The sequence below is a fragment of the Amycolatopsis balhimycina FH 1894 genome, from assembly GCF_000384295.1.
Taxonomy (GTDB): Bacteria; Actinomycetota; Actinomycetes; order Mycobacteriales; family Pseudonocardiaceae; genus Amycolatopsis; species Amycolatopsis balhimycina.
Map to the genome: position 1 here is coordinate 6899855 of NZ_KB913037.1, position 26770 is coordinate 6926624.

The 26770-nt window shown below is 71.5% G+C and carries 32 protein-coding genes; 19 read left to right on the forward strand and 13 right to left on the reverse strand.

The features are described 5' to 3' along the window. Nucleotides 1-58 precede the first annotated feature (58 nt). Nucleotides 59-559 carry a MarR family winged helix-turn-helix transcriptional regulator gene (locus A3CE_RS0131615; RefSeq protein ID WP_020644111.1) on the reverse strand — a complete coding sequence of 167 codons (501 nt, stop codon included), beginning with the start codon at nt 557-559 and terminating at the stop codon, nt 59-61. Nucleotides 560-637: 78 nt separating this feature from the next. Between A3CE_RS0131615 and A3CE_RS0131620 the strand changes: the two genes are divergently transcribed. Further along, entirely contained in the window at nt 638-940 is a 303-nt protein-coding gene (locus A3CE_RS0131620) for a thiamine-binding protein (protein ID WP_020644112.1), read from the forward strand. 12 nt (nt 941-952) lie between these two features. Here the strand turns inward: A3CE_RS0131620 and A3CE_RS0131625 are convergent, their stop codons facing one another. Continuing rightward, nucleotides 953-1360 carry a Cif family virulence factor gene (locus tag A3CE_RS0131625; RefSeq protein WP_020644113.1) on the reverse strand — a complete coding sequence of 136 codons (408 nt, stop codon included), beginning with the start codon at nt 1358-1360 and terminating at the stop codon, nt 953-955. Between the two features lie 100 nt (nt 1361-1460). Between A3CE_RS0131625 and A3CE_RS0131630 the strand changes: the two genes are divergently transcribed. Further along, nucleotides 1461-2429: a tetratricopeptide repeat protein gene (locus A3CE_RS0131630; RefSeq protein WP_020644114.1), complete on the forward strand. Its 969-nt coding sequence runs from the start codon at nt 1461-1463 to the stop codon at nt 2427-2429. A gap of 140 nt (nt 2430-2569) precedes the next feature. Next, entirely contained in the window at nt 2570-3235 is a 666-nt protein-coding gene (locus A3CE_RS0131635) for a DUF4097 family beta strand repeat-containing protein (RefSeq protein WP_020644115.1), read from the forward strand. A gap of 68 nt (nt 3236-3303) precedes the next feature. Here A3CE_RS0131635 and A3CE_RS0131640 read toward each other — a convergent pair whose 3' ends face one another. Next, nucleotides 3304-4731, reverse strand: coding sequence for a neutral zinc metallopeptidase (locus A3CE_RS0131640; protein ID WP_043791182.1), 1428 nt, complete (start codon nt 4729-4731; stop codon nt 3304-3306). A 132-nt stretch (nt 4732-4863) separates the two neighbouring features. On the opposite strand from A3CE_RS0131640, the gene glgP reads away from it, so the two are divergent. Beyond that, nucleotides 4864-7389, forward strand: coding sequence for an alpha-glucan family phosphorylase (glgP, locus tag A3CE_RS0131645; protein ID WP_020644117.1), 2526 nt, complete (start codon nt 4864-4866; stop codon nt 7387-7389). 12 nt (nt 7390-7401) lie between these two features. Here the strand turns inward: glgP and A3CE_RS56795 are convergent, their stop codons facing one another. Further along, complete coding sequence (locus A3CE_RS56795) at nt 7402-7569, reverse strand: hypothetical protein (RefSeq protein ID WP_020644118.1); 168 nt, start codon at nt 7567-7569, stop codon at nt 7402-7404. A 311-nt stretch (nt 7570-7880) separates the two neighbouring features. On the opposite strand from A3CE_RS56795, the gene A3CE_RS0131655 reads away from it, so the two are divergent. The 4 genes from A3CE_RS0131655 (at nt 7881) to A3CE_RS0131670 (ending at nt 10664) form a co-directional block, all read left to right on the forward strand. Next, nucleotides 7881-8735: a hypothetical protein gene (locus A3CE_RS0131655; protein WP_020644119.1), complete on the forward strand. Its 855-nt coding sequence runs from the start codon at nt 7881-7883 to the stop codon at nt 8733-8735. 19 nt (nt 8736-8754) lie between these two features. Further along, the gene (locus A3CE_RS0131660) at nt 8755-9066 is read left to right on the forward strand and encodes a hypothetical protein (protein ID WP_020644120.1); all 312 of its coding nucleotides are present in this window, start codon (nt 8755-8757) and stop codon (nt 9064-9066) included. Nucleotides 9067-9077: 11 nt separating this feature from the next. Then, nucleotides 9078-9614: a putative T7SS-secreted protein gene (locus tag A3CE_RS51935; protein ID WP_020644121.1), complete on the forward strand. Its 537-nt coding sequence runs from the start codon at nt 9078-9080 to the stop codon at nt 9612-9614. A 63-nt stretch (nt 9615-9677) separates the two neighbouring features. Continuing rightward, nucleotides 9678-10664, forward strand: coding sequence for an LLM class F420-dependent oxidoreductase (locus tag A3CE_RS0131670; RefSeq protein WP_020644122.1), 987 nt, complete (start codon nt 9678-9680; stop codon nt 10662-10664). Here the strand turns inward: A3CE_RS0131670 and A3CE_RS0131675 are convergent. After that, entirely contained in the window at nt 10661-11056 is a 396-nt protein-coding gene (locus A3CE_RS0131675; protein WP_020644123.1) for a rhodanese-like domain-containing protein, read from the reverse strand. The two genes, A3CE_RS0131670 and A3CE_RS0131675, sit on opposite strands and share 4 nt — an antisense overlap. Then, a complete protein-coding gene (locus tag A3CE_RS0131680) occupies nt 11053-11598 on the reverse strand; it encodes a cysteine dioxygenase (protein WP_020644124.1) in 546 nt (181 codons plus the stop codon). Before A3CE_RS0131680 ends, A3CE_RS0131675 begins: the two co-directional genes overlap by 4 nt. Before the next feature lie 317 nt (nt 11599-11915). On the opposite strand from A3CE_RS0131680, the gene A3CE_RS0131690 reads away from it, so the two are divergent. From A3CE_RS0131690 to A3CE_RS0131715, 6 genes are all read left to right on the forward strand, one after another. Further along, nucleotides 11916-12737 carry an ABC transporter ATP-binding protein gene (locus A3CE_RS0131690; RefSeq protein WP_020644126.1) on the forward strand — a complete coding sequence of 274 codons (822 nt, stop codon included), beginning with the start codon at nt 11916-11918 and terminating at the stop codon, nt 12735-12737. A 97-nt stretch (nt 12738-12834) separates the two neighbouring features. Continuing rightward, nucleotides 12835-13614 (forward strand): enoyl-CoA hydratase/isomerase family protein, encoded by a 780-nt coding sequence (locus tag A3CE_RS0131695; protein WP_026469073.1) that lies wholly within the window; start codon nt 12835-12837, stop codon nt 13612-13614. A gap of 4 nt (nt 13615-13618) precedes the next feature. Continuing rightward, entirely contained in the window at nt 13619-14584 is a 966-nt protein-coding gene (locus tag A3CE_RS0131700) for a class I SAM-dependent methyltransferase (protein ID WP_020644128.1), read from the forward strand. A gap of 1 nt (nt 14585) precedes the next feature. Next, complete coding sequence (locus A3CE_RS0131705) at nt 14586-15770, forward strand: class I SAM-dependent methyltransferase (RefSeq protein ID WP_020644129.1); 1185 nt, start codon at nt 14586-14588, stop codon at nt 15768-15770. Between the two features lie 52 nt (nt 15771-15822). After that, nucleotides 15823-16197, forward strand: a complete 375-nt coding sequence (locus A3CE_RS0131710; RefSeq protein WP_020644130.1) for a DUF427 domain-containing protein — start codon at nt 15823-15825, stop codon at nt 16195-16197. A gap of 16 nt (nt 16198-16213) precedes the next feature. After that, a complete protein-coding gene (locus A3CE_RS0131715; RefSeq protein ID WP_260473806.1) occupies nt 16214-17044 on the forward strand; it encodes a LysR family transcriptional regulator in 831 nt (276 codons plus the stop codon). 1 nt (nt 17045) lies between these two features. Here A3CE_RS0131715 and A3CE_RS0131720 read toward each other — a convergent pair whose 3' ends face one another. Both A3CE_RS0131720 and A3CE_RS0131725 read right to left on the reverse strand, forming a co-directional pair. Beyond that, on the reverse strand, nt 17046-18011 hold the full coding sequence (locus tag A3CE_RS0131720; protein ID WP_020644132.1) for a chitinase: 966 nt from the start codon (nt 18009-18011) through the stop codon (nt 17046-17048). 103 nt (nt 18012-18114) lie between these two features. Further along, nucleotides 18115-18807 (reverse strand): DUF2306 domain-containing protein, encoded by a 693-nt coding sequence (locus tag A3CE_RS0131725; protein ID WP_020644133.1) that lies wholly within the window; start codon nt 18805-18807, stop codon nt 18115-18117. 141 nt (nt 18808-18948) lie between these two features. Between A3CE_RS0131725 and A3CE_RS0131730 the strand changes: the two genes are divergently transcribed. Together A3CE_RS0131730 and A3CE_RS0131735 are read left to right on the forward strand one after the other, a co-directional pair. Further along, a complete protein-coding gene (locus A3CE_RS0131730; RefSeq protein ID WP_026469075.1) occupies nt 18949-19836 on the forward strand; it encodes a TetR/AcrR family transcriptional regulator C-terminal domain-containing protein in 888 nt (295 codons plus the stop codon). Nucleotides 19837-19846: 10 nt separating this feature from the next. After that, nucleotides 19847-20365 carry a GNAT family N-acetyltransferase gene (locus tag A3CE_RS0131735; protein ID WP_020644135.1) on the forward strand — a complete coding sequence of 173 codons (519 nt, stop codon included), beginning with the start codon at nt 19847-19849 and terminating at the stop codon, nt 20363-20365. A 7-nt stretch (nt 20366-20372) separates the two neighbouring features. On the opposite strand, the gene A3CE_RS0131740 is transcribed toward A3CE_RS0131735, so the two are convergent. Genes A3CE_RS0131740 through A3CE_RS0131750 form a run of 3 tightly spaced genes read right to left on the reverse strand, consistent with a single transcriptional unit; the run spans nt 20373 to nt 22857 of the window. Beyond that, entirely contained in the window at nt 20373-21803 is a 1431-nt protein-coding gene (locus A3CE_RS0131740; RefSeq protein ID WP_020644136.1) for an FAD-dependent monooxygenase, read from the reverse strand. An 11-nt stretch (nt 21804-21814) separates the two neighbouring features. Next, complete coding sequence (locus A3CE_RS0131745) at nt 21815-22387, reverse strand: PadR family transcriptional regulator (protein WP_020644137.1); 573 nt, start codon at nt 22385-22387, stop codon at nt 21815-21817. Nucleotides 22388-22428: 41 nt separating this feature from the next. Then, nucleotides 22429-22857 (reverse strand): MarR family winged helix-turn-helix transcriptional regulator, encoded by a 429-nt coding sequence (locus A3CE_RS0131750; RefSeq protein ID WP_020644138.1) that lies wholly within the window; start codon nt 22855-22857, stop codon nt 22429-22431. 99 nt (nt 22858-22956) lie between these two features. Between A3CE_RS0131750 and A3CE_RS0131755 the strand changes: the two genes are divergently transcribed. Beyond that, a complete protein-coding gene (locus tag A3CE_RS0131755; protein ID WP_020644139.1) occupies nt 22957-24111 on the forward strand; it encodes an MFS transporter in 1155 nt (384 codons plus the stop codon). Nucleotides 24112-24133: 22 nt separating this feature from the next. Here the strand turns inward: A3CE_RS0131755 and A3CE_RS55500 are convergent, their stop codons facing one another. After that, nucleotides 24134-24295 (reverse strand): hypothetical protein, encoded by a 162-nt coding sequence (locus A3CE_RS55500; protein WP_020644140.1) that lies wholly within the window; start codon nt 24293-24295, stop codon nt 24134-24136. A 92-nt stretch (nt 24296-24387) separates the two neighbouring features. Here A3CE_RS55500 and A3CE_RS0131765 point away from each other — a divergent pair, with 92 nt between their 5' ends. Continuing rightward, nucleotides 24388-25293 carry an oxidoreductase gene (locus A3CE_RS0131765; RefSeq protein ID WP_020644141.1) on the forward strand — a complete coding sequence of 302 codons (906 nt, stop codon included), beginning with the start codon at nt 24388-24390 and terminating at the stop codon, nt 25291-25293. A 101-nt stretch (nt 25294-25394) separates the two neighbouring features. Here A3CE_RS0131765 and A3CE_RS0131770 read toward each other — a convergent pair whose 3' ends face one another. Beyond that, nucleotides 25395-26213 carry an NAD(P)H-binding protein gene (locus A3CE_RS0131770; protein WP_026469076.1) on the reverse strand — a complete coding sequence of 273 codons (819 nt, stop codon included), beginning with the start codon at nt 26211-26213 and terminating at the stop codon, nt 25395-25397. Between the two features lie 89 nt (nt 26214-26302). On the opposite strand from A3CE_RS0131770, the gene A3CE_RS0131775 reads away from it, so the two are divergent. Further along, on the forward strand, nt 26303-26692 hold the full coding sequence (locus A3CE_RS0131775; RefSeq protein WP_020644143.1) for a winged helix-turn-helix transcriptional regulator: 390 nt from the start codon (nt 26303-26305) through the stop codon (nt 26690-26692). The last annotated feature ends 78 nt before the right edge of the window (nt 26693-26770 follow it).

Sequence of the window (26770 nt, forward strand, 5' to 3'; positions counted from 1 at the left end):
CGCGGGCCTTTTTCTTGCTCCCTGTTCCCTGTTCCCTGCTCCCCTGCGGACGGAACGCTTACTCCGTGAAGTCCCCCGCGGCGCGGCGCACCTTCGTCAGCAGGTCCGTCAGCTGCTCGGTCTGCCGCTCGGTCAGCCCGTTCAGCCCGAAGTCGATCGCGGTGACGGCTTCGGTCGCGGCCTCGCGGCGCGTCCGGCCTTCGGTGGTGATCTCCACGAGCGTCGTGCGGCGGTCGGTCGGGTGCGGGACGCGCTTCACGAGCCCGTCGCGCTCCAGCCGGTCGACTATGTTGGTGACACTGGTGGGGTGCAGCTGGAGCCGCTCGCCCATCACCCGCATCGGCAGGCTGGCGCTGCGGGCGAAGGTGAGCAGCACCAGCGCTTCGTACCGGGCGAAGGTCAGGCCGTGCGGCTTGAGCGCGCCGTCCACCGCGGACTGGATGATCTGCTGGACCCGCATCACCCCGGTCACCGCGGCCATGGTCCCGGAGGGCCCGATGCGGTCCTCCCACAGCCGGGCCGCGCGGGCGATCGGGTCGAACGGCAGCGGACGGTTCATGACACGCGAAGTTACCAGCGGGTACCGGCGGGTGTCGCACGACCGGCGGAAAGAACACCGAAGAAGGGACTTCCGAGCATGATCGTCGCGTTCAGTGTCAGCCCGTCCGGCGGGGATCCCGACGGCGGCGTCAGCGAAGCCGTCGCCCGCGCGGTGAAGGTGGTCCGCGAGTCCGGGCTGCCCAACTCGACCAACGCGATGTTCACGAACGTCGAAGGCGAGTGGGATCAAGTCATGGACGTCGTCAAGCGCGCGGTCGAGGCCGCGGGCGAAGGCTCGGCCCGCGTCGGCCTGGTCCTGAAGGCCGACATCCGCCCTGGTTTCGAGGGCCAGCTGGAAGCGAAGGTCGACCGCATCGAAGCCCACCTCCGCGACGCCTGAGTCTCAAGCGGGTCAGGGGAGAGGCGGGGTGAAGGCGATCGTCCAGCGGCCGTCTTCGGTCGTCACCGCCAGGGGGTAGCTGAACGGCCGGCCGTCGGCGAGGGTGCCCGCGATCGTCGCGCGGGTCGGTGCGGCCGCGTCCGGGCCCAGCTCGACGTGCACGTCGTGGACGCCGTGGCCGGCCAGCGCGCCGACGTAGTTCTTCGCGAAGTCGCCGCCGCCGGAGCCGGGGTAGTCGAGCAGGCCGGCGAGCGCGTCGGAGTCGCGGGCGCCGAGCGCCGCGGTGAGCCGGTCGCGCAGTTCGGCGGGGGAGGCCGCACCCGGGTCCGGTTCGTGCACGATGAGCAGCGTCACCGCGCCGATCCAGGCGGCGGCCGCCGCGATCGACAGGCCGACCTTCACGTCACGCCTGATGTGCACCCGCCGAGCCTGCCCCAGCGGCGCCGTCCTGCCAAGCGGGCAACGCCGCTCGGGATGGACACCCGGTGAAACGCTCCGGCACGCGTGCCAGGATGGAACCGTGACCCAACCACGCGGATCTGCAGCGAAGTCAGCGGCCCTGTCCGCCGCCCTGTCCGGCGCGGTCGACTTGTCCGCGCTCAAGGCCCGCGCCGAAGCGGCGCGCAAGCAGCCGGCCCCTTCCGCGGGCCCCCCTGCCCCCTCGGGCGACGGACCGCCGCCGTCGGGCGAGGCCGTGATCGACGTCACCGAGGCGACCTTCCAGGCCGAGGTCGTGGAGCGGTCCCTGCACCAGCTGGTGGTCGTCGACCTGTGGGCCGAGTGGTGCGGCCCGTGCAAGCAGCTGTCCCCGGTGCTGGAGCGGTTGGCGGCCGAGTCCGGTGGCGCGTGGGTCGTCGCGAAGGTCGACGTCGACGCCAACCCGCGGATCGCGCAGCTGTTCGGCGCCCAGTCCATCCCGACGATCGTCGCGATCGCCGGCGGCCAGCCGGTCGACGCCTTCTCCGGCGCGCTGCCCGAGCCGGAGATCCGCAAGTGGATCAACTCGCTGCTCGACGCCCTGCGCGACAAGCTGCCGGGGATCCGTGACGCGGCGGCGGGCGGTGCGGTCGAGGAGCCGGAGGACCCGCGCTTCACCGAAGCGGAAGAGGCCTTCGAGCGGGGCGACTTCGCCGCCGCGCAGGCCGCGTACGAGCGCATCCTCGACGTCGAACCGGCCAACGAGCTGGCGAAGAACGCGCTGGCCCAGGTGAAGTTCACCGCCCGCGCGGAGAAGGCGGACCCCGATGCCCGCGCGAAGGCCGACGCCGACCCGTCCGACCTGACGGCCCAGCTCGACGCGGCCGACCTCGAGATCGCGGAGAACCAGGTGGAAGCCGGGTTCAAGCGCCTGATCGACGTGGTCCGCCGCACGGCGGGCGAGGACCGCAACAAGGTCCGCGAGCACCTGGTCGCGTTGTTCGACCTCTTCGACCCGGTCGACGAGCGCGTGATGAAGGCCCGCCGCGATCTGGCCAGCGCCCTCTTCTAGAGCCCAAGCCAACGGCCCCTGCCTTCGGGTGGGGGCCTTTCGCGTGTCAGTGGCCGCGTCAGCCCGGTGACCGGGCCGTGTCAGGCGGGCCGACGAAGGTGGTTTCCAACAGACCGGCAACCACTCAGGAGACACCAGCCATGACCACCTTCACCACTCCCGCCCCGATCTCCGCCGTCGTCGCCATCCCGGCGGGACGCATCCACCTGGTCGCCGCCGACCGGGCCGACACCACCGTCGAGATCGTCCCCGCGGACGCCTCGAAGAGCCGCGACGTGAAGGTCGCCGAGCAGACGACAGTCGAGTACCGCGACGGCGTCCTGCGGGTCGAAGCCTCGGCGAAGAACCAGTACTTCGGCCCCTCCGGAACCGTCGACGTGACGGTCCACCTGCCCGCCGGATCCCGCGTCGAGGTGAAGGCGGCCAGCGCCGAACTGCGGACCACCGGACGGCTCGGCGACGTCGTCGTCGAGAGCGACCACGGTGCGATCACCCTCGACGAGACCACGAGCGCCCGCCTCACCACGGCCGCCGGTGACGTCTCGATCGCCCGAGTGACCGGCCCCGCGGAGATCCGCACCCGCAAGGGCGACATCCGCGTCGCCGAGGCGGTCCGCGGCGCGGTCGTGCTGCGCACCGACGCCGGCGAGGTCGAGGTCGGCGCCGCCGCCGGCGTCTCGGCGTCCCTGGACGCGGGCACCTCCCACGGCCGGATCCGCAACTCGCTCCGGAACGCCGGCGGCACCGCCCAGCTCGCCATCCACGCGAGCACCAGCGTCGGCGACATCACCGCACGGGGTCTCTGAACAGCGCGGAGTCTCTGAACAGCGCGAAGGCCCTCACCCGGACCACCGGGCGAGGGCCTTCGCACAGCTCAGGCGTACTGCTTCGAGCAGACCGACGAGCCTTCGAGGTAACCGCGGCGCAGCGACTCGACCCGGTCGAAACCGCTGTCCGGGCGCTTCCCGTTGACGTCCGCCGACACGAGGCTCTCCGGCTGCAGGAGGTCCGCGATGGCCTCGTCGAGGTCACCCGCCGACAGGCGCAGGTCGCCCGGGCGGTTGGTGAACGCCGCCCACGCACCCACCAGGCAGGCCGTGCGCAGGCCCGCGTTGGCGTTGTCGATCGACGCGCCGACGCCCTTCTGGATGCCCAGCGCGTACCGCGAAGCGACCTCGGAGAACGCCGCGAAGTCACCCATGCCGCCCGGGTCCTCGCCCTTCATCTCGGCCGCGCGGTCGATCGGCTGGGCGAGCTGGGCCAGCTTGGCCATGTCGATGCTCACGGTGTTGTCGTTCGGGCAGTACGAGGCCGGCGGCGTGGTCTGGCAGCTGCCGCCGTCGGTGATCGCCGGCCCGGCCACCCCGGCCCGCTGGAACGCCTCGTCAAGGCTCTTCTTCAGCAGGTCGACGGTCTTGCCGTCGAACTTCGCGTCGCCCTTGCCCTTGTCGCCCTTGTCGAACGGGCGCTCGGTGAGCCGCGCCTTGACGTTCTCCGTGGTCATCCCCGCGCACTCCTTGGGGCCCTTCTCGAACCCGGCCTGGAACGCGTACGTGCGGTCGAACGCCGTGCCGTGCGCGCCGCGGTCGGCGCCGCTGGTGCCCGCCTGGTCGCGGATCAGGAACATCGCGGCCATCACCTGGTTCAGGCCCTCGGACGTCGACACCCGGTAGTACTTGCTCTTGTCCTCGGCGACCCAGCGGAAGTAGCCGCCGGCGAAGCAGTCGGCCTGCTGCTCCTTGACCACGGTCGGGGTGCTCTTGGTCAGCCCGGCCTTGTCGCCGAGCCGGTACTGGACCGCGTGGCCGAACTCGTGCGCCAGCACGACGACCACGGACATCGGGCCGAACCGCTGGCGCAGCATCGGCAGCAGCACGCCGCGGTCCCAGGCCACCGAGTCGTCGGCCGCGCAGTAGAACGCGTTGACGAGCTTCTTCACGCTGCCGCAGCCGGTCTGTTCGGTGTCGGTCTGCGAGTCGTAGGACAGCAGCGACTTCACCGGCTCGAACTGCTGCCCGAAGTCGGCGGGCAGCCGCTCGCCCCAGTACGTCTGGACGTCGTCGATCGCGGCGGTGGCGAGCTTGTCGTCCTCGGTGCCCGCGGCGTTGCGGACGTCGATCTGCGGCGTCGGCGCGTCCGGCTTGAGGCCGCTCTCGAAGTGCGTCACCGCCAGCCCGGCGACGGACCCGGCACCGGTGTCTTTGACCGGCCCGGAACCACCCTTCCCGCTGCACCCGCTCACGGCCACGGCCGCAACCGCGAGCAACGCGACCAGCGCGCGCCGTCCTCCCCCTGGGATCATCTTCGTTCACTCGCTCTCGTGCCCACCCGTACCCGACGGCAGGACCCTACCCAGGGCTTACGCGGGGCGTGCGCGTTATCCCCGAACTAGTCCCTGCGCAGCGCGGGCCGCAGCCCGATATCGTCGCTTCCCATGCGTGCAGTCCGCCGGTTCACCGTTCGCGCCAGCCTCCCGGAGTCCCTGTCCGGACTGGGCGCGCTGGCCACCAACCTGCGCTGGACGTGGCACCCGCCGACGCGCGACCTGTTCGCGTCGATGGACGCCGAGCTGTTCAACGCCGTGCGCGACCCGCTGCGGATGCTCACCGCGCTGCCGCCCGCCCGGCTCGACGAGCTCGCCGTCGACGACGACTTCCTCGAACGCGCGAGAGCCGCGGCCGAGGACCTCGACAGGTACTTGTCGGAGCCGCGCTGGTACCAGCAACGGGACGACGACCTCCCGCCCGCCGTCGCCTACTTCTCCATGGAGTTCGGCGTCACCGAAGCCCTGCCGAACTACTCCGGCGGCCTCGGCGTCCTGGCAGGCGACCACCTCAAGGCCGCGTCCGACCTGGGCGTGCCGATGATCGGCGTCGGGCTGCTCTACCGCAACGGCTACTTCCGGCAGTCGCTGTCGCTCGACGGCTGGCAGGTCGAGCACTACCCGGTGATCGACCCGAACGCGTTCCCGCTGGAGCTGCTGACCGCCGGCGGGCGGCCGGTGCTGATCGGCGTCGCGATGCCGGGCGGGCGCGAGCTGTGCGCGCAGATCTGGCAGGCCCGCGTCGGGCGGGTGCCGCTGCTGCTGCTCGACACCGACACCGAGGCCAACGACGAAGACCTGCGCGGCGTCACCGACCGGCTCTACGGCGGCGACGCCGACCACCGGCTGCGGCAGGAGATCCTGGCCGGCATCGGCGGGTTCCGCGCGGTCCGGAAGTACTGCGAGCTGACCGGCCACCCGCAGCCGATGGTGTTTCACACGAACGAGGGGCACGCGGGCTTCCTCGGGCTGGAGCGGGCCCGCGAGATCGTCCAGGCCGACGGCCTCGCGTTCGACGAAGCCATGCCCGCGGTCCGGGCCGGGACGCTGTTCACCACGCACACCCCGGTCAGCGCCGGCATCGACCGGTTCCCGGTGGACCTGGTGCAGCGCTACTTCAACGACGGCAGGCTGGTGCCGGACATCGACCCGCGGCGCGTGCTCGCCCTCGGCGCCGAGGACAACCCCGGCCTGTTCAACATGGCGCACATGGGCCTGCGGCTGGCGCAGCGCGCGAACGGCGTGTCGCAGCTGCACGGGCGCGTCACGCGCAAGATGTTCTCCCGGCTGTGGCCCGGATTCGACCACGACGAGGTGCCGATCTCGTCGGTGACGAACGGCGTCCACGGCCCGACGTGGGTCGCTCGCGAACTGAGCACGCTGCTCGGGCGCGAGTGGGGGCTCGACGTCGGCGAGGGGCCGCTGCGCGACGGCGTTTCCGACGCCCAGCTGTGGGAGCTGCGGCGCGAGCTGCGCGAGAAGCTGGTCCACGAGGTGCGGCGCCGGGTGCGCGCGGCCTGGCTGCAGCGCGGCGCGTCACCGCTGGAGCTGGGCTGGGTGGACTCCGTGTTCGACCCGGACGTGCTGACCGTCGGGTTCGCCCGGCGCGTCCCGACGTACAAGCGGCTGACGCTGATGCTGCGCGACCCGGACCGGCTGCGCACGCTGCTGTTGCACGAGGACCGGCCGATCCAGGTCGTCGTCGCCGGCAAGTCCCACCCGGCCGACGACAACGGCAAGCAGCTGATCCAGCAGATCGTCCGGTTCGTCGACGGCGCGGACGTGCGGCACCGGATCGTCTTCTTGCCCGACTACGACATGTCGATGGCGCGGTACCTCTACCGAGGCTGCGACGTCTGGCTGAACAACCCGGTGCGGCCGCTGGAAGCGTGCGGGACGTCGGGGATGAAGTCGGCGCTGAACGGCGGGCTGAACCTGTCGATCCGCGACGGCTGGTGGGACGAGTGCTACGACGGCAGCAACGGCTGGGCGATCCCGACCGCCGACGGCGTCGCCGATCCCCTGCGCCGCGACGACCTCGAGGCCGCGGCGCTGTACGAGCTGCTCGGCCAGCAGATCGCGCCGCTGTTCTACGACCGCTCGGACGGCGGCGTGCCCACTGGCTGGCTGTCGATGGTGTGGCACACACTGGAGACGCTGGGCCCGCGGGTCCAGGCGTCCCGGATGGTCCGCGAGTACGTCGACAACGGCTACCTCCCGGCATCCCGGATGGTCGCGGCGGCGACCGGTGACGCCTACCGCGGCGCCCTGTCGCTGGCGGACTACCGCACCAAGCTCGAGGTGTCGTGGCCGCGGCTGCGGATCTTCGACTCGGAGCTGCTGGTGGAGGCGTCCGAGCGCCTGGTCGTCGGCACCGAGGTGACGATCAGGGCCCGCATCGACCTGGCCGGCCTTGATCCGTCCGAAGTGGACATCCAGGCGGTGGTCGGCCGCGTCGGCGACGACGACGAGCTGCGCGACACGGTGACGGTCCCGATGACCGCCGACGGCATCGGCGCGTTCGCGGCCCGCCTGAAGCTCCCGCGGCCGGGGTCGATCGGCTACACGGTCCGGGTGCTCCCGAAGCACGGCCTGCTGGCGGCGCCGGCGGAGCTCGCCCGCGTCGTCCTGGCCTAGCGCCCGCCCGGCTCACCAGCGCGTCGCGGTGCGGCAGCAGGTGCCCGGACGCCCGCACGCCGTCCCGCGGCGCACCTCGCTGTAGCGGTTTCGCGCCCACCAGGTGGTCGCCATCGTCGCGGTCAGGACGCCCGCCAGGAAGGCGAGCGCGGTGACCAGGACGATCAGGGTGTTCTCCATGGTTCTCCCCGGGTTCGTGGGCCGCTTCCGGTGCGGCCGCCGAAATCCACCGTAGGCACACCGGCCCATTCCGGGCTCGTGATCAGCGCTTTCGGTCAGGAACAAGTCAGGGAACGGACGTACGGTTTGCCGTGACGGGAAAACCCGTCATGGCGAAAGCCGCGCCGCCGCTGTCCGGGAAATGTCATGGAATTGGCAAAACCGCAGGTCAGACCGATTTATCTTCGTTGTCCGCGGCACCGAACACGCGTTGCACGAATGGGGGATCGGTCCTTTATGATGCTCACTTCGATAGGGGTAGGGGGAGGGCGATGATCGGCACGACGCGGCCTGGGAACGGTGGTGGGAAGCCCGCCGCCGCGGTCGGGCGCGCCGCCGACGCCGCCGCGAGCCTGCAGAAGGGCGACGGGGTCCGGCGGCTCGACCTCCACGGCGATCTCGGCCCCGACCTGCGGCGGGTCTGGCACATCGCCGACGACGACCCGCCGTGCCGGGTGGCCGCGATCGTGTTCCTGCGGCTCGAGGCGGTGCTCGACCAGGTGAACCGGCCGAAGCTCGAACAGATCGTGCGGGCCGCGTACAACACGGAATCCCGGCCGCTGGCCGGCAACAAGGGCGACCGGCTGAAGAACCTGTCCGGCGCTCCTTCGCCACGGACGTGCGACCGGTGGCTCGAGCCGTTCCAGAAGGCGCTGGCGAAAAGCCTCGGTGGGCTGCAGCCGGTGCTCTCGCCCGACGATGTCCGGCGGGCGGAACGCCGGTTCGAGCCGAGCCCGGCGACTGAGGAATCCGATCGGCGCGAAAGCGGGCCGCCGCCGGAAGACGCTTTCCCGGACCCCGGCTTCGTCAGTGCGTTCGCCGCTCGCACCTGGTGCGTCCCGACCGGTCCGGACGGCGACCCGGTGCCCGTCGCGCTCGGGCCGCGGGGCTCGTGGGTCTGCGTTTTCGACACCCCGGCCAGGCTGGCCGAATACCGCGCGGTCACGGGCGCGCCGTGGCCTGCGGAGATCGTCCGCAAGGGACGGGAGCTCGTGGGCACTGCGCTCGTGCGGCCGGAGCCCGCCGGCATCCTCGTCAACCCGAGCAGCCGGCGGGCCACGGGGGCCGCCGAGTCGCAGGCGCTGCCCCATTTCCTGCTCGCCAGGTCGATCACCGTCCGCCGCTGACGACAAGGACCTGCCACGAATGAACGGCTACGAAGCCGATCCCGCCAGGCTGAGTGCCGCCGCGAGCTGGCTCGGCTCGCTGGCGCGGGACGCCCGCGACCGGGCGGCACTGCGGTATTCGGCCCGGCCCGAGCTCGTCGGCGACGCGCTGCTCGCGGCGGCGCTGGAAGACCTGCAGCGAGCGTCGTCCGCCGCGACCAAGATCCTGCTGTCCGACATCGAAGGGCTCGGCGAGCGGCTGGAGACGGCGGCCCGCCGCTACGTGGACTACCAGGACGAGGTCCGCGAGCGGCTCGAGCGGCTCGCCTCCGAACCCGGCACGGCGGACTGAGCGAGGGGGACATGGGACCGGACCGGACGTGGTCGCCGGGGACGATCAAGCTGCTGCAGGACGAGGCGGTCCGGCTCGCCGACATCGCGGAGATGCTGGACGAGCTGGCGTCCGACCTGCGGTCGGTGGCGCCCGAAGGCTGGGCCGGCCGGGCAGCCGACGCCTACGGCGAGCTGCGCGACCAAGTGGCCAAGCAGTGCCGGACGGGCGCGGCGGCTTACGAAGCGGCGGCGGGCGCCGCGGAGAACTATGTCCGGATCCTGGCCGAGCTGGCCGCCCGCCGACGGTACGAGACGGCGTCCGACGCCCTCGCCCGGCTGGAACAGCAGCGCGTCGAGGCCGCCGAGTGCCTCGAAACGGCGTGGCGCGAGGCCGCGCGCGGGTTCGAAGCGATCCGCACAGCGTTGCCCGAGCCCGTTTCCGTTCCGGTTACCGCGGCACCGGAGCGCGCGCTGTCGGACGAGCGCCGGGTGCCGCGGTTCGGCGACCCGCGGTACGTGCAGGATCTCTCCGACGCGGTCTTGGACTTCTTCGCGCGAGGGTCCTGACCTGGAGTCGCTCCAGCCGGAAATCACGACGCGTGTGGCTTCCGGCGGCGTTAAGTTGAACGCATGCGCTTCGGAATGTTCGTCCCGCAGGGCTGGCGCCTCGACCTCGCCGGCATCGATCCCGCGGACCACTGGAAGACCATGCTCGGCCTCGCGAAACACGCGGAGGCAGGGCCCTTCGAATCGATCTGGGTCTACGACCACTTCCACACGGTGCCGGTCCCGACCGAGGAAGCCACGCACGAGGCCTGGTCACTGATCTCGGCGTTCGCCGCCGCGACGGAGACCGTGCGCCTCGGCCAGATGTGCACCTGCATGGGGTACCGCAACCCGGCCTACCTGGCGAAGGTGGCCGCGACCGCGGACACGATCTCGGGCGGCCGCGTCGAGATGGGCATCGGCGCCGGCTGGTACGAGCACGAGTGGCGCGCCTACGGTTACGGCTTCCCGGGCGCCGGCGAGCGGCTCGGCCAGCTCGACGAGGGCGTGCGGATCATGCGCGACCTCTGGACCACCGGAACGTCCACTTTGGACGGCAAGCACTACCGGACGGACGGTGCCATCCTGCGCCCGCTGCCGCCGCAGGAAGGCGGCCTCCCGCTGTGGATCGCCGGCGGCGGCGAGAAGAAGACGCTCCGGATCGCCGCGAAGTACGCGAAGTACACGAACTTCGCCGCCGACCCGGAGACGTTCACCCGCAAGTCGGAGATCCTCGCCGCGCACTGCAAGGACGTCGGCACCGACTTCGACGCGATCGTCCGGTCGGCCAACCACAACGTGGTGATCGGCGAGACCGAAAAGGACGTCCAGGACAAACTGGCCTGGCTGAAGTCCCACCTGGAGAAGTACGCCCCGGCGGACGCGGCCGAGCGCTGGCACGGTGTCTTCGTCAGCAGCCCGACCACGGGCACGCCCGAGCAGGTCACCGAGAAGCTCGCGGCGATGGGCGAGCTGGGCATGTCGTACGCGATCTTCAACTTCCCGGAGGCGGCGTACGACCGCTCGGGCATCGACCTGTTCGCCTCGCAGGTCGCACCGGCACTGGCCTAAGGCACCGCTGGGCTGCCGCCGGTCTGCACGGGCAGGCCGGCGGCGGCCCAGGCACGGAACCCGCCTTCGAGATCCGTCGCGTTGCGCAGCCCCAGCCGTTGCAGGTCCGCCGCCGCCAAGCTCGACGAGTACCCCTCGTTGCACAGCACGATCACCGTCGACTCCGGGGTCACCGGCGGAAGCCGCCACTCGCTGTCCGGGGCCAGCCGCCACTCCAGGTGGATCCGCTCGACGATCACCGCGCCCGGGATCTCGCCCTCGGCCTGCCGGTTCGCGAACGGCCGGATGTCGACGAGCAGCGCGCCCGCTTCCTGCAGCTCGAGGGCGCGCGCCGGGCCGACCCGGTGCAGGCCGGACCGGGCCTGCGTCAAGAAAGAATCGATGGCGCTCATCCGTGGACGATAGCGGGCAGCGGCGGGATCTCCGCCGGAACGTCGGCGAGCGAGGTGTACTCCCGCGTCGACACCAGCGGCGGCGAGTACGCGTGGACGCTCGCCGCGGGCTGGTCGCCGATTCCGGTGACCTGGTGGGCGCGGCCCGCGCCGAAGCCGATGGCTTCGCCGGTGACGTGCGTACGGCGCCGGATCGGGCCGCCCGGGTAGCGGTACTCCTCGCCGAGCTCGCCCTGCAGGACCGTGAACGAGCCGGACGCGCCGCCGTGGTCGTGTGGCTTCGTGCGCTGGCCGGGCAGCCACGACAGCAGCCACAGCTCGACGCCGTCGGTCAGGGCCAGCCGGGCCCACCAGCGGCGGTCTTCGTCGAACCGCAGGATGCCCCGCAGGCCCGCGGTCAGCTCGGTGGTGACGGTGCTGGTCAGGTCGGCCAGCTCACGCGGGGTCCAGAGCAGCCGCGAAGGGTGCAGCAGCTCGGGCAGCAGCGGGTCGGTCAGCTGCGGGTGGATCTCGACGGACGGCCGGACGATGGACGTGGTCAACGCGGGTGCTCCTCGGACGCGAAGGGGAATCGGACGCCGGGACAGCGCGGCACCGCACGCGCCGGAAGAGGACGCGAGGGATCAGCGGAGCCGCGCCCGCGTACACCCGGCCGAAGCGACGAGGAGCAGGTCGATCGCGCGACGGCGCCAGAACGAGCCCCGGGTCACCGGGGGCACGGGCGCGTCGGCGGACATGGCGGGAATCCTGCCACAACCCGGCCGTACTGCCCGCGGCGTTCCACCTCGTGGAACGCTCCGACCTGCCCGTTCGCGGTCTCACCCGGGCGGGTGCGCACGCGCGCGCGACGGCAGACAGAATGGGCCTCGTGAGCGAGCCGATCCAGCCCAGCGAACTTGACGACCTCGTGGTCCGGATGGCCGGTGTCGGCGTCCGCCGGGGGACCAACGACCTCCTCGCCGGCCTCGACTGGACCGTCGAACTGGACGAGCGCTGGGTGGTGCTCGGCCCGAACGGCGCGGGCAAGACCACCCTGCTGCGCCTCGCCGCGGCCGAACTGCACCCGACCACCGGCGAGGTCGACCTGCTCGGCGAGCGGATCGGCCGGGTCAACATCTTCGACCTGCGCCCCCGCATCGGGTTCACCTCCGCGGCCATCGCCCAGCGCGTGCCGGGCGACGAGCTGGTCAAGGACGTCGTGGTCAGCGCCGGGTACGCCGTGCTCGGCCGCTGGCGTGAGGAATACGACACCCTCGACACCGCCCGCGCGACCGAACTGCTCGAAGCGATGGGCATCGGCCAGCTCGCCGAGCGCACTTTCGGCACCCTGTCCGAGGGCGAGCGCAAGCGGGCCCTGATCGCCCGCTCGCTGATGACCGACCCCGAGATGCTGCTGCTCGACGAGCCGGCCGCCGGCCTCGACCTCGGCGGCCGCGAAGACCTGGTCGCCCGGCTGTCCGAGCTGGCCCTCGACCCGGACGCGCCGGCGCTCGTACTGGTCACCCACCACGTGGAGGAGATCCCGCCGGGATTCACCCACGCGCTGCTGCTGCGCGACGGCCACGCGGTGGTGTCCGGCCTGGTCGACGACGTCATCACCAGCGAAAACCTGTCGAAGACGTTCGACCAGGACCTCGTGCTGGAGCGCTCCGGCGATCGCTTCTTCGCCCGCCGTCGCTAAGCTGACGCTTACCGGTGGGTAGGCTCTGCTGAATGGCCTCTCACCGGTAAAGAGTGGTTCGAGGCGAAGGCGATTCGTCAACCGAGGAGGAATGGGCGTGGGAGAGTTCGTATCGCTGGAGGTCAAGGACGGAGTCGGCACGATCCGGCTCGACCGGCCTCCGGTCAACGCCCTGAACGCCCAGGTCACCGCCGAATTCGCCGAGCTCGCGAAGGAGGTGTCCGAGCGTGACGACGTCCGCGCGGTGATCCTCTACGGCGGCGAGAAGACCTTCGCCGGTGGCGCGGACATCAAGGAGATGGCCGCTCGCACCTACCCGGAGATCGCGAAGTTCGGCGCCACCCTCACCGGCACGGTCGCCGCCATCGCGAACATCCCGAAGCCGGTCGTCGCCGCCATCACCGGGTACGCCCTCGGCGGCGGCCTGGAGCTGGCCCTGGCCGCGGACTGGCGGGTCGCCGGCGACAACGTCAAGGTCGGCCAGCCCGAGATCCAGCTCGGCGTCATCCCCGGCGCGGGCGGCACCCAGCGCCTGGCCCGGCTGATCGGCCCGAGCAAGACCAAGGACATCGTCTACACCGGACGGTTCGTCAAGGCCGAAGAGGCGCTGCAGCTCGGGATCGTCGACCAGGTCGTCGCCCCGGACGACGTCTACGCGGCCGCGCACAAATGGGCCTCGCAGTTCGCCAGCGGCCCGGCGATCGCGCTGCGCGCGGCGAAGGCGGCCATCGACGGCGGTCTCGACACCGACCTCGCGAACGGGCTCAAGCTCGAATCGCACCTGTTCGCCGCCCTCTGGGCGACCGAAGACCAGAAGAACGGCATGAAGTCGTTCATCGAAAACGGGCCCGGCAAGGCCACTTTCGAAGGGAAATGACGCCTTGACCGACGTGAACGACCCGGCCCCGAACCCGCACGCCACCGCCGAAGAGGTCCAGGCGGCCTGGGCCGACCCCAAGCTGGCGAACGTGCTTTACCACGACTGGGAAGCCGGCACCTACGACGAGAAGTGGTCGATCTCGTACGACGAGCGCTGCATCTCCTACGCCACCGACGTGTTCAACGCCGTCGCGGGCGAGGACGGCCAGCCCTACCAGCACGCGATGGAGCTGGGCAGCGGCACCGGCTTCTTCCTGCTGAACCTGATGCAGGGCGGCGTCGCCAAGAAGGGCTCGGTCACCGACCTGTCGCCCGGCATGGTGCAGGTCGCGCTGCGCAACGCGGAGAAGCTCGGCCTCGACGTCGACGGCCGGGTCGCCGACGCCGAGCGCATCCCCTACGACGACAACACCTTCGACCTGGTGGTCGGGCACGCGGTGCTGCACCACATCCCGGACGTCCAGGCGGCGTTCCGCGAGGTGCTGCGCGTGCTCAAGCCGGGCGGCCGGTTCGTCTTCGCGGGCGAACCGACCAAGGTGGGCGACTTCTACGCCCGCAAGCTCGGCCAGTTCACCTGGTTCCTGACGACCCGCGTGACGAAGCTGCCCGCGCTGAGCGGCTGGCGCCGTCCGCAGGAGGAGCTCGACGAGTCGTCGCGCGCAGCCGCGCTGGAAGCCGTCGTCGACATCCACACCTTCGATCCCTCGGAGCTGGAGACGTGGGCTCGCGGGGCCGGCGCGCAGGACGTCCACGCGGTCACCGAGGAGTTCGCCGCGGCGCTCGCGGGCTGGCCGATCCGGACGTTCGAGGCCGCGGTGCCGCAGGAGAAGCTGACCGTCCGCTGGCGGCTGTTCGCCTACAAGCTGTGGCTGCGGCTGTCCGCTGTGGACAAGAAGGTGCTGTCGAAGATCCTGCCGCGCGAGCTGTTCTACAACGTCATGATCACCGGGACCAAGCGGCCGTCCTGAGTTGGGTTATTCGTTCAGCCTCGGCGACGTCGCTTACCTGCGCTCCGGCGCGGGTGCGGCGGCGCTCGCCGAGGTTTCGGCACTGCCGCTGACCGATCACATCGCGTCCGTCGCCGCCGTCCGTCGCCTCGTGGGCGAGGAGTACGCGGCCGCGGTGCTGGAAACTGTGCTGCTGCGCCGGAAAGCCGTCGGCAAGCTGTCCGGTGTGGACTGGCTCTTCACCTCCGACGCGCTTCAGCAGGCGAGCGCGTCGATCGTGGCGCGGCACCGGGCGGCGCGCCTGACCGGGCTCGACGTCCACGACGTCACGTGCTCGGTCGGCGCGGACCTCGTCGAGATCGCACGCGTGGCGCGGCGCGCCCTCGGATCCGATGTGGACCCGGTGCGGCTGGAAATGGCTCGCCACAACGGGCTCGCCGCGGGAGTCGCGTTCGGGCTCGCGCGCGCCGACGCGCTGCGCCCGGTGAGCCGCTCCGGTGTCGTCGTCGCCGATCCGGCCCGCCGCGACTCCGCCGGACGCAGGGCGTGGAAACCCGCCGACTTCGCCCCGCCCCTGGACGGACTCGTCGACGCCCACCCCGGACGTCAGCTGGCGATCAAGTGCGCGCCCGGCCTCGACTTCGCGCTCACACCGTGGGCGGACGAGGTCGAACTGGTGTCCCTGGACGGCCAGGTGCGCGAGTCCTGCCTCTGGCGCGGCCTCGGCGACGGCGTCACCCGGCGTGCCACGGTCCTGCGTTCGGACGGGACACAGTGGACGGTCACCGACGCCGAACCGGACGACCTGCCCGAGCGCGAGCCGGGGGAGTGGATCGTCGACCCCGACGGCGCCGTCGTGCGAGCCGGGCTGGTCCGGCACTACGCGGCGCGGCACGGGCTGTGGCAGCTGGACGAGCGCATCGCGTACCTGACCGGGGACACCCCGCCGCCGGGTGTGCGGGCCTTCCGGATTCTGGAGCAAGGGCCCTACAGCGAGAAGGCGTTGAAGGCCGTTCTCAAGCGACACGACGTCGGGCGGCTGGAAATCCTCGTGCGGGGGCTGGACGTCGACCCGGACGCACTGCGGCGCCGGCTGAAGCCCCGGGGCGCCGCGGAAGCGTCGGTGGTGCTGACGCGGATCGGGCGATCGCCGGTGGCCTTCCTCTGCCGTGCCGAACGGACGACGAGCGGCCTCGAGCCGGAATAACCGACGCTCCCGGCGTGCTGGAACAAGAACACAGGACTCTTAGGGAGCTGACATGGCGAAGCAGGTTCTGCAGCCGGGCCCGGACCACCCGATCACCGTCGAGCCGACGAAGGCCCGCGTGGTGGTCAAGGCCGGCGGGCGCGTCGTCGCCGACAGCCGCAACGCGCTCACCCTGCAGGAATCGACGTACCCGGCGGTCCAGTACATCCCGCTGGCGGACGTCGACTCCGCGGTGCTGGAGCGGACCGGCCACGAGACGTACTGCCCGTACAAGGGTGAGGCCGGCTACTACAGCCTGAACGCCGGTGACGTGAAGGCCGAGAACGCGATCTGGACGTACGAGAAGCCCTACGACGCGGTGGCGCCGATCAAGGACCACGTCGCCTTCTACCCGAACGTCGTGGACATCGAGCTGGTCGAGGACTGAGCTGGACCTCGACCTGCTGAGGACGTTCCTGGCCGTCCACCGGGCAGGTTCGCTGACCGGCGCGGCGCCGGCGCTGGGGTTGTCCCAGCCGACGGTGACCGCGCAGGTCAGGGCCTTGGAGGACCAGTTAGGGCGGCAGCTGTTCGTCCGCCGCGCCCGGGGCGTCACCCCGACCCCGGCGGCCGACGAGCTGGCCGCCCGGGTCGCTCCGCACGTGGACGCGCTGTCCGAGGTCGCGCTGGGCCCGGCGGACCCGTTCGCGGCACCGGTGCACCTGGCCGGCCCGGCCGAGCTGACCACCGTGCGGGTGCTGCCCGCGTTGAGTGGCCTGGTGGCGTCCGGGCTGCGGCTGAGGGTGACGTTCGGACTGGCCGACGACCTGCTCGCGGGCCTCGTCCAGCGGCGGTTCGACCTGGTGGTCTCCACGATCCGGCCCCGCGGCCGCGGGTTCACGGCGACGCCGTTGACCGACGAGGAGTTCGTCCTGGTCGCCCGCCACGGCTTCGACGGCGACCCCAGGACGGCGCCGCTCGTGGCCTACGCCGAGGACCTGCCGATCATCCGCCGCTACTGGCGTGCGGTGCTGGGCGGGCGGCCGCCGTCCGGGCCCGCGGTCGTCGTCCCGGACCTGCGCGCGGTCCTGACGTGCGTGCTGGCCGGCTTCGGCGTCAGCGTCCTCCCGCGGTACCTCTGCGCGGACGAGCTGGCGTCCGGCGAGCTGGTCGCGCTGCTGGAGCCCGAGGAGCCGCCGATCAACACGCTCTTCGCGGTGACGCGGACCGAGCCGTGCCGGGCGGGCCCGGCGGCCGTGCGGGACGCACTGCTCGCGGACGCCGCCCGGTGGTGACTCACCCGGTGTAGCCGGCGAAGATCTTCGCGAACTCGTACTTCGACTGCGGCACGTTGGTGCACTTGTAGAGCGCGCCGGTGCACGCGTTGGCGTCGCGGCCCTGCTCCCAGAACGACAGCATGCCCAGGTGGACGGTCTTGGCGAAGGCGACCAGCGCCTTCGCGTCCTTCTGGTAGAAGATCTCGTTCTGCGAGTCGTTGACGCCGATCATCGGCGTCACGCCGACCTTCTTCCACGCCGCCGCGTCGCTCAGCCCGTACAGCGACTTCAGCTGCGCCTGCGTCGCCTTGGCCGCCGAGATCGCCTTCGCGCCCTGGTCGCCGGCGCCCTGGTAGTAGTCCATGGCCATGATGTTCACCAGGTCGAGGTTCACGCCGGCGTTCTTGGCCGCCTTGACGACGTTGAGCCCGTTCGCGTCGAGGCCGTTCGGCAGCACCGGCAGCGTCAGCGAGATCTTCAAGCCGGGGTTGTTGGTTTGGAGTGTCTTCAAGGCTTGGGACCGGCGCGCGATCGACGCAGGATCGGCGACGGCCGCGCCTTCGATGTCGAAGTCGGCGTACTTCAGGCCGTACGCCTTGACGACGGCGTCGTACTCGGCCGCGACCTGCGCGGACGTGGTGCACGCCTGTGCCAGCTCGATGCCGGACGCGCCGCCGAAGGAGATCTTGACGTCCCCGCCGGCGTTGCGGATCTTGGTGATCTCGTCCTTCTGCCACGCCGTGCGCGGGTCGTAGGCGCCGAACCAGCTGGCCTTGCAGCCGTAGGAGTTGACGAACGCGAGCGTGAAGCCCTTGACGCCGCTCGCGGCGGACATTCCCGACAGGCTGGGTGTCGGCCAGGCGCCCATGTCGACGTAGGGCCCGACCGGGATCGGCGAGCCGGCCGCGGCGCCGGCGGGGGCGGCGAGCCCGGTGCTCAGCAGGGTGACGCCGGCCAGAGTGGCGAGCAGGGAACGGAGACGCATGGGGAAACCTCCACGACGACGGGGTTCCGGTCATGATTGGTATAGACCATTAATATGGTCCGGACCATAGGCCGATCGGGGTACCCCGCTGACCGGGAACCCGTCAGGCCGGTTTGCGTCCCCGGCTCCGCGTCAGCCACCACTCCGCCGCCAGGAGCGGGACGACCCAGCCGGTCCACGTCGTGATCCCGGCGATCGCCTGGCCCATCGCCAGTTCGCTGCCGCCGAAGGTGGTGTCCACCTGCGGGGCGAGGACGATCGCCCACACCACGCCCCAGATCCGGTTGCTGATGATCGACATGCACAGCGCGAAGCTGCGGACCATCCAGCGGCGGTGATCGCCGAACCGGCGGGCCCGCGCCATCCGGTAGCCCTGCACGGTGCAGCCGAACCAGAGCGTCGCGAGCAGGACGTTCGACACGGCGCCGACCGGCCCGAACGGTGCCGTGAGCGCGATGGTGAACCCCGCGATCGACGCCGGGATCGCACCGGCGAACACGTAGACGCGCCCGGTGCGGCGGTGCAGTGCCGGGTGTTTCTGCCGCAGCCACGGCCAGATCTGCAGGGCGCAGGTGACCATCGCGATCGTCGCGAAGCCGATGTGCGTGACGAGGACGGGGTAGTACCAGCCGGTGGGGGCCGGGATCCGCGACCGCGCCGGGTCCAGCCCGAGGTAGGGCGGGAGCGAATACACCAGGAACACCGCGACGAGCAGCCCCAGCGGGAAGACCCACGGGCGTCGCCACCACGGTTTCGGGTGCCGGACCTGAGGTGCCGGCTGGTCGATGGTCGTCACGCTTCCCCCTCGTTCGTACGGTGTATTCGAACCGTATGAACGGTGTCGTCGAACGGCAATCCTTCCGCTGAGTAATGGGGGACTACCCTGAAACCGTTCTAGGTCTGCCTGCCAACTGTTCTAGTACGGATGGAGGGGTTCGTGGCCGAAGCGCCGTACCAGCGGATCGCCGCGGACCTGCGCCGCCGGATCGCCGCGGGGGAGCTGCGGCCGGGTGACCGCGTGCCGTCGACCCGCGCGCTGGTGCGCGAGTTCGGCGTCGCGATGGCGACGGCGGCGAAAGCGCTGTCCGCGCTGGGCGAGCAGGGCTGGGTGCGCGCGGTGCCGGGCAGCGGCACGGTCGTCGCCGACCGGACGCCGGTCAAGCCGCCGCTCGGCCGGGAAGCCCTGGTGCGCGCGGCCATCGCGCTGGCCGACGCCGAAGGCATTGCCGCGCTGTCGATGCGACGGCTCGCCGCCGAGCTGGGCGTCGGGCCGATGGCGCTGTACCGGCACGTGCCGGACAAGGACGAGCTGCTCCGGCTGATGGCCGACGTGGCGCTCGGGGAGGCGGAGCTGCCGGAACCGGGCCCGGCGCAGTGGCGGCCGCGGCTCGAGCTGGCCGGCCGTGCGCAGTGGCTGGCCTACCGGCGCCACCCGTGGCTCGCGCCGATCCTGCTGAATTCGCTGGTCCGGCCGCCGGTACTGGCGGCCGGGCTGCGGCTGGTCGACTGGTCGCTGCGCGCGCTGGCCGGCACCGGGCTGAAGCGGCGGGTGAAGCTGCAGGTGGTGATGACGCTCAACGGCTGGGTCGGCGGGCTGGCGGTGAGCAACGCGTTCGAGGTGCAGGCCGAACAGGACACCGGCATCACGGGTGATCAGCGGCTCGCGTCGGACATGGCCCTGCTCGCCGGCTACCTGGAATCGGGCCGGTTCCCGGTGCTCGCGGAGGTGCTGACCGGCCTCGAGGACGTCGACCTCGACGAGGCCTTCGAGTTCGGCCTGCGCCGCCAGCTCGACGGCATCGCCGTGCTGCTGGGCGAACACTAGACTGGACGCGGTGCTGATCACCACGGAACGGCTCACGCTGCACGCGTGGTCCGAAGACTTCTTCGACGGCCTGTTCGCGATTGCCCAGATCCCGGAGACGGTCCGGTACGTGGGCACGGGCGAGCCGTGGACCCGCGAGTACACGCGCGCCAAGCACGAGGCAACGCTCTCGCATTGGGCTGAGCACGGCTTCGGCTGGTTCGCGGTATCAACGGCACCGGGTTCCTTCGACGGCGTGGTGTCCCTGGTCCGCCGCAGCGCAACGGAGTCGGGCCTCGGCCTCCCGGCGGTGGAAATGGGCTGGTGGATAGCCCCGTCGGGCTGGGGCCACGGCTACGCGACGGAAGCAACGGCGGCGGTGCGCGACAAAGCCTTCGAGGCCGGCTGGGCGGACCGGCTGCTGGCGGTGTACGAACCGGTGAACAAGGCGTCGGCACGAGTGGTGGAGAAGCTCGGCTTCACCCCGCACAGCAAGTTCACCTTGGACGGCCGGGTCGAGCAGCGGGCGGTCCTGGACCGCCCGAGCTGAACCCGGCTCAGCCGGAGGCCGGAACCGGAACATCGCCGACCCATCGACGCACCGCCTCCGCCAGCCCCGCAGCACCCGAGCCCGGCGTGCCGGCCCAAGCGACATGCCCGTCCGGCCGCAGCAGCACCGCATCGACGTCCGAAGTGGACGGACTCGACGCGGCGACCACGTCGATCGCCGTCGACCACGACGCGAAGGTGCCCGTCAGGTCCAGCAGCACCGGCCGCCCGGAACGCAGCAGCGCGGCCAGGTGCGTTTCGGTCCCGGAAACCGTCAACGGCACGTCCGGCGCCAAGCGGCCCAGCCACGGGTGCCCGGCCGGCTCGTAGCAGGCGTCCAGTCCGGTGATGATCTCGGCGAGCGCGCGGTTGCCCGCCGGGTGCGCGGCGACGCGGCGCATCAAGTCGGCCCACGGCTCCGCGCCGGCCTCTTCGAGCGCCACCTGCGCCCGCGTGTTCGCCAGGATCCGCTCGCCCGCCGCGTGCCGCTCCTCGTGGTAGGTGTCGAGGAGGCCCGCGGACGCCGTGCCGAGCACCGTCGCCGCGAGCTTCCAGCCCAGGTTGAACGCGTCGTCGAGGGCGACGTTCACGCCGATCGCCCCGGCCGGCGGGTGGATGTGCGCCGCGTCGCCCGCCAGCAGCACCCGGCCCGCGCGGTACCGCTCGGCCAGCCGCGCCGCGTCGCCGAACCGGCTCAGCCAGCGGGGTGCCCGCAGTTCGACGTGCCGGCCCAGCACGGCGTCCACCTGCGCCTGGAGCCGGTCCAGCGTGACCGGGGTGTCCTTGTCCGCGGGCGGGTCGTCCTCCCGGACGACGATCCGGACGTACCCGGGCCGTGGGATGACGAACAAGCTCCGGCCGTCCTGCCCGGCGACTGGCCCGTAAGGCAGATCGCATTCGACGTCGCCGAGCAGTGCGAACCAACGCGCGTCGACGCCGGGGAAGCCGATGCCCGCCTGCTTGCGCACGGTGCTGCGCCCACCGTCGCACCCCGCGAGGTACCGGGACCGAAAATGTCCATTGTGGACAACGGACGTGACGCCGTCGCCGTCCTGGGTGAACGACCGCAGTTCGTGCCCGCGCAGGATTTCGGCGCCGAGGTCGAGAGCCCGCGCCTCCAGGACCTCCTCCACGCGGGTCTGCGGGATGCCCAGGGAGAACGGGTGGTCCGTCGCCGCGTCCGCGAGCAGCAGCGGCCCGGGCAGGCCGGTGACCGGCGCGTGGGGCACCCGGTGGCCCTCGGCGACCAGTCCGCCGGCCAGCCCCCGGCGGGCCAGCAGGTCCAGCGAGCGCGCGTTGAGGTTGAAGCCGCGGCAGTACGGCGGGCGCTCGGGGTGGCGTTCGACGATCGTGGTGCGGACCCCGGCCAGCGCGAGCTCCGCGGCGAGCAGCAGGCCGGCGGGGCCGGCGCCGGCGATGAGGACATCGGTTTCGGGCACGGGTCTTCCCCTCAGAAGTGTTCGGGCCAGGGCAGGGAGCCGGACCGGATTTCGGCGGCGGTGCGGCTGGCCCAGTCGAGTTCGGCCCGCCAGGCGTGCCGGACGAACTCGACCTCGATCATGAACAGCCGGGGCGCCCCCTTGCCGACGGTGTCGGCCAGCGCCGTGTCCGCGCCGTCGATGCGTTCGGCGAGGTGGCGCGCGCGTTCCTCCAGCGCGTCGGCGGCGCGTTCCGGGCCGAGCGCGCCGAGGTAGCTCACGGCCGCGACGAACTTCGGGTACTCCGCCACCGGCTCGCGGACCAGTTCGTCGAGCCAGGCGATGAACTCCTGGCGGCCGAGTTCGGTGTGCGCGTAGACGGTCCGCTCCGGCCGGTTGCCCTCCCGGACCGTTTCGACGGGCTCGATCCAGCGGTGCTTCGCCAGCGACTCCACCGTGTCGTAGAGCGAGCCCGGGTTGATCTTGAACGTCGAGTCCTTGTACCGCTCGCGCAGCGTGGACGCCATTTCGTACGGGTGCATCGGGCGTTCCAGCAACAGGCCGAGCAGGGCCAAGGCGAGGGTGTTGCGAATCTTGCGTGGCACTGGTCGCTCCCTATTAGTCGGAACCGACTATACGACGACCGTCAAGCCAGGTTGTCGACGCAGGTGCGCAGCAGGTCCGCCAGATAGCGCCGCTGGTCGGCCGACAGGTCGCCGAGCATCCGAGTTTCGACCTCGGTGACGAGGTCCTCGGCGGCCCGCAGCTTCGCTCGGCCCGGCGGCGTCAACGCCACCGGCCGCGCGCGACCGGTGGCGGCCTGCTCGGCGACGGTGACCAGCCCGGCCGACCGCAGGCCGCCCAGGACGTCTCGCAGCGACTGCCGCGTGACGAAGGTGATCCGGGCCAGTTCGGCCGACGACGCACCAGGGTGGTCGTCGAGCGCCCGCAGCACGGCGTACTGCGACATCGACAACTCGACGGGGCGCAGCCGATCGGTGCAGGCTTGGTTCAACGCCTGCTGGGCACGTTTGATCAAGTAGCCGGGCCGATCGCCGGTCGGGGGTTCACTCATGACAGGAACCTTACACATGCTGCGGCTGTCAGGACCCTGACACGGCACCCGGACCTGGACAGTCATCGCGGGAGGGCGGAAGATCCGTAGGGTGGCCGGGTGACTGGGGAGCTGAAGCGGGCCCGCACGGGCGTTTCGGTCGTGTTCGCGGTGTGCGGCGCGGCGTTCGCGACCTGGCTGGCCCGGGTGCCTGCGGTGCAGGAGCAGCTCGGGCTGAGCACGGGCGAACTGGCGACCGGCCTGTTCGGCCTCGCCGCCGGGTCGGTGCTGGCGCTGCTGGGCGCGGGGGCGCTGCTCGCCCGGATCGGCAGCCGCGCGGCCGTCGTGCTGGGCGCGGTCGTCTTGTGCGCCGGGCTGCCGGTGGTGGCGTTCGCGTGGGCGGCGCCGGTGTTCGTCGCTGCGCTCGTCGTGCTCGGGGTGGGCAACAGCCTGCTCGACGTCGCGATGAACGCGCACGCGGCCCGCGTCGAGGACGGCTACGGGCGCCCGATCTTCGCCGGCTTCCACGCCTTCTGGAACATCGGCGGCCTCGCGGGTTCGGGCGTCGACGCGCTGATGGAGGCCACGGGAGTCCCGGTGTCCGTGCACTTCCCGGTCGCCGGCGCGGTCCTGCTCGCGCTCGCGCTGTGGGCGGCGCGGACCCGGTTCCTCACCGGCGCCGACCGCGGCCAGGGCGACGCGGCGTTCGCGTGGCCGAGCCGGGCGCTGGTGCCGCTGGGCGTGATCGCGTTCTGCGGGTTCGTCGCCGAAGGCGCGGTCAACAGCTGGAGCGCGGTGTACCTCGCCGACGTCACCGGCGCGGCGCCCGCGCTCGCCTCGCTCGGCTACTTCGCCTTCTCGGGGACGATGATCGCGGTCCGCCTGGTGGCCGACCGCGTCGTGGCGCGGACGGGCGCGGTGCGGTTCGTCCGCGTGGCGACCATCGTCGCGGTGCTGGGATTCGCCGTGGTCCTCGCCGCGCCGTGGCCGCTCGCGGCGGTGTTCGGCTTCGCGGTGGTCGGGCTCGGCGTGGCCGGGATCGTGCCGATCGCGTGGAGCGTGGCGAGCCGGAAGCAGGCGGACGCACCGGGCCGGGCGGTCGCTGCCGTCGCGGCCTGCGGGTACTTGGGCTTCCTGGTCGAGCCGGTGCTGGTCGGGGCGCTCGCCACCCGCGTCGGCCTGCACTGGGCGCTGTCGTCGGCGGTCGTGGTCACTTTCGGGATTCTGTTTCTCGCGCCTTCGCTGCGGGTGCGGGAAGCCGCGTTCACGCGGTGAGGACCGGACTTCGCCCGAGCGGTCATTCCTCCCGTTCGCGCAGGAGCCGCCGGACGGCTTCGCGGTCGCCGTCGATTTCGACACGGCCGCCGGTGATCGCGGCGCCGAGGTCCGACGGCGTTTCCAGCAGGGCGTTCAACGTCGGCGGGTCGGTCCGGATCACGGGGACCTGGTGGTCGCCCACTTCGCCAACCCGGAAGGCAACCTGATCGGTCTCGCCGGCCCGGCCTGAGGCGGTCCGCCTCGGGGAGAACGCGTCCGTGCCAGACTCCGTTCGTGACCTTCGCCGCGGACACCGCCGGTACCTGGACGCTCGGTGACCTGACGGTCAACCGCATCGGCTTCGGCGCGATGCGATTGCCGCAGCAGGGTCAGGCGTTCGCTCCCGGCGCCGTCCCACGCGACCGGGACCAGGCGATCGCCGTGCTGCGCCGCGCCGTCGAACTCGGCGTGAACCACATCGACACGGCGGCGTTCTACTTCTCGTCGCTGCGTTCGGCCAACGAGCTGATCAACCGCGCGCTCGCGCACTACCCGGACGACCTGGTCATCGCCACCAAGGTGGGCCCGGCCCGCGACTCGTCCGGTGAATGGCTGCCCATGGCCACCCCGCGGCAACTGCGCGGGCAGGTCGAAGAGAACCTGCGTCAGCTCGGCCGCGACCACCTGGACCTGGTCAATCTCCGGGTCGGCGGGCTCGATTCGATCACCGAGCACTTCGCGGTGCTGGCCGGGCTGCGGCAAGCAGGCCTGATCCGGCACCTCGGCATCTCCAATGCGCGGCCCGAGCACCTCGCGCAAGCGCAGGCCGTAGCGCCGGTGGTGTGCGTGCAGAACGCGTACGGCCTGGGTTACCGGAGGAACCAGGACGCGCTCCTCGTCAGCTGCGGCGAGCAGGGTGTCGCGTTCGTGCCTTTCTTCGCGATCGCCGGCGCCGGGCGCGAGGCGGGCGCCGGTGGCGACGAGCCCGAGGAAGTCCTCGCCATCGCCCGGGCGCACGGCGCCGGCCCGGTGCGGGTCCGTCTCGCCTGGGCGCTGCACCGGGGACCGCACGTGCTCGTCATCCCCGGCACCGGAACCCCGGACCACCTCGAGGACAACATGGCCGCCGGGGCCCTCCGGCTCACGCCCGACGAGCTGGCCCGGCTCGACGTCGTCCACCGGGCGGCGCAGGAAAGGTGAGCCGGGCTCAAGCAACTGGTGGAGTTGCGCCACGTCGAGCGGCGTCATTTCGGATCATCGGAGTCCGCTTCGGCCGAGGCCGGCAAGTGGAGGCCGACGGGTCACTTGAAGGCCGTGATGGTGCGTGCCGCCCATTCGGCGAAGGCGCGAGGCGGGCGGCCGAGGAGCCGCTCGACATCGGGGCTGACGCGCTGCTCGACGGCGGACGGTGTGCCGAGGGCGCCAAGGGTGGCCTCCACGACCGGCTCGGGCATGTATCCCAGCATCTGGTTCCGCGCTTCCGCGCGGCTCTGTTCAACGAAGCGCACCGGCTCGCCCAGTGCGTCCCCGATCGCAGCGGCCTGCTGCCGGGGTGAGATCGGTACCGGCCCGGTCAGCGTGTAGATGTTGCCCCCGTGGCCTGGCTCGCGCAGCGCGATGGCGGCGACCTCGGCGATGTCGGCCGGGTCGATGGCCGGCAGTGCGACGTCACCGAACGGCGCCGCGACCATCCGTTGCGCGCGGACCATCTCCGCCCACACGAGCGCGTTGGAGCTGAAGTTGCCCGGCCGCAGCATCGTCCATTCCAGACCTGACTGTTTGACGGCGTCTTCCAGATTCGACGGGTGGCGCCCAGAGCCCACGCCTTGGGAGGACAGCAGAACGACTCGCCGGGTGCCGGCTGCCCGCACGACATCGACGACGTCATTGAGATTGCCGTTCGCCATGAAGTCGGGCGAGGTCAGCAGGAACAGCGCTTCGGCTCCGTGGAGGGCGGGCTTGAGGCTTTCCGGCTCGGTCAGGTCGGCCTGGTGAAACCGGACTTGCGCCGGTACGTCGATCCCCCTTCGGGAAACGACTGTCACTGGCTCGCCTGCCTCAATGAGGGCCTGCACGAGCGGTCGCCCGACATTCCCCGTAGCTCCCGTCACCACGATCATGTTCGGTCTCCTGTCTGGCTTTCTTCTGCGGACCCGGTCAAGCTACTGTCGAGGAGCTAGTAGGTACCTATAGGAAAGTGACGGTTGCAGTGACCGAGACCACAACTGAGGTCGCTCCGGAGCAGGCGTGCCCGATCGCCCCGGTGGTCGACATCGTCTTCAGCCGGTGGACCACACCGATTCTGTGGACGCTCAACGAGTACGGGCGGCACCGGTTCGTGGAGCTGGAACGCCGCATCACCACGATCACGCCCAAGGTGCTGACCCAGCGGCTACGGCAACTGGAACGCGACGGGCTCGTCTGCCGCACCTACTACCCGGAGGTCCCACCCCGGGTGGAGTACGAGATCAGCGAACTGGGACGCAGCCTGGCACCGCTGTTCGCAACACTCGCCGAATGGTCCGTCAACCTGGGCGAGGTCGAACAGGCACGCCTCGACTACGACGAGAAGCAATCGACCCGCACCGGCCGGAGTTGAGCCGAACCTGACCGGAACCCTTGCCACGAGTGCGGAGTTCGCGCACAGCCAATTGTGTGCCCGACGTGACACGTGACC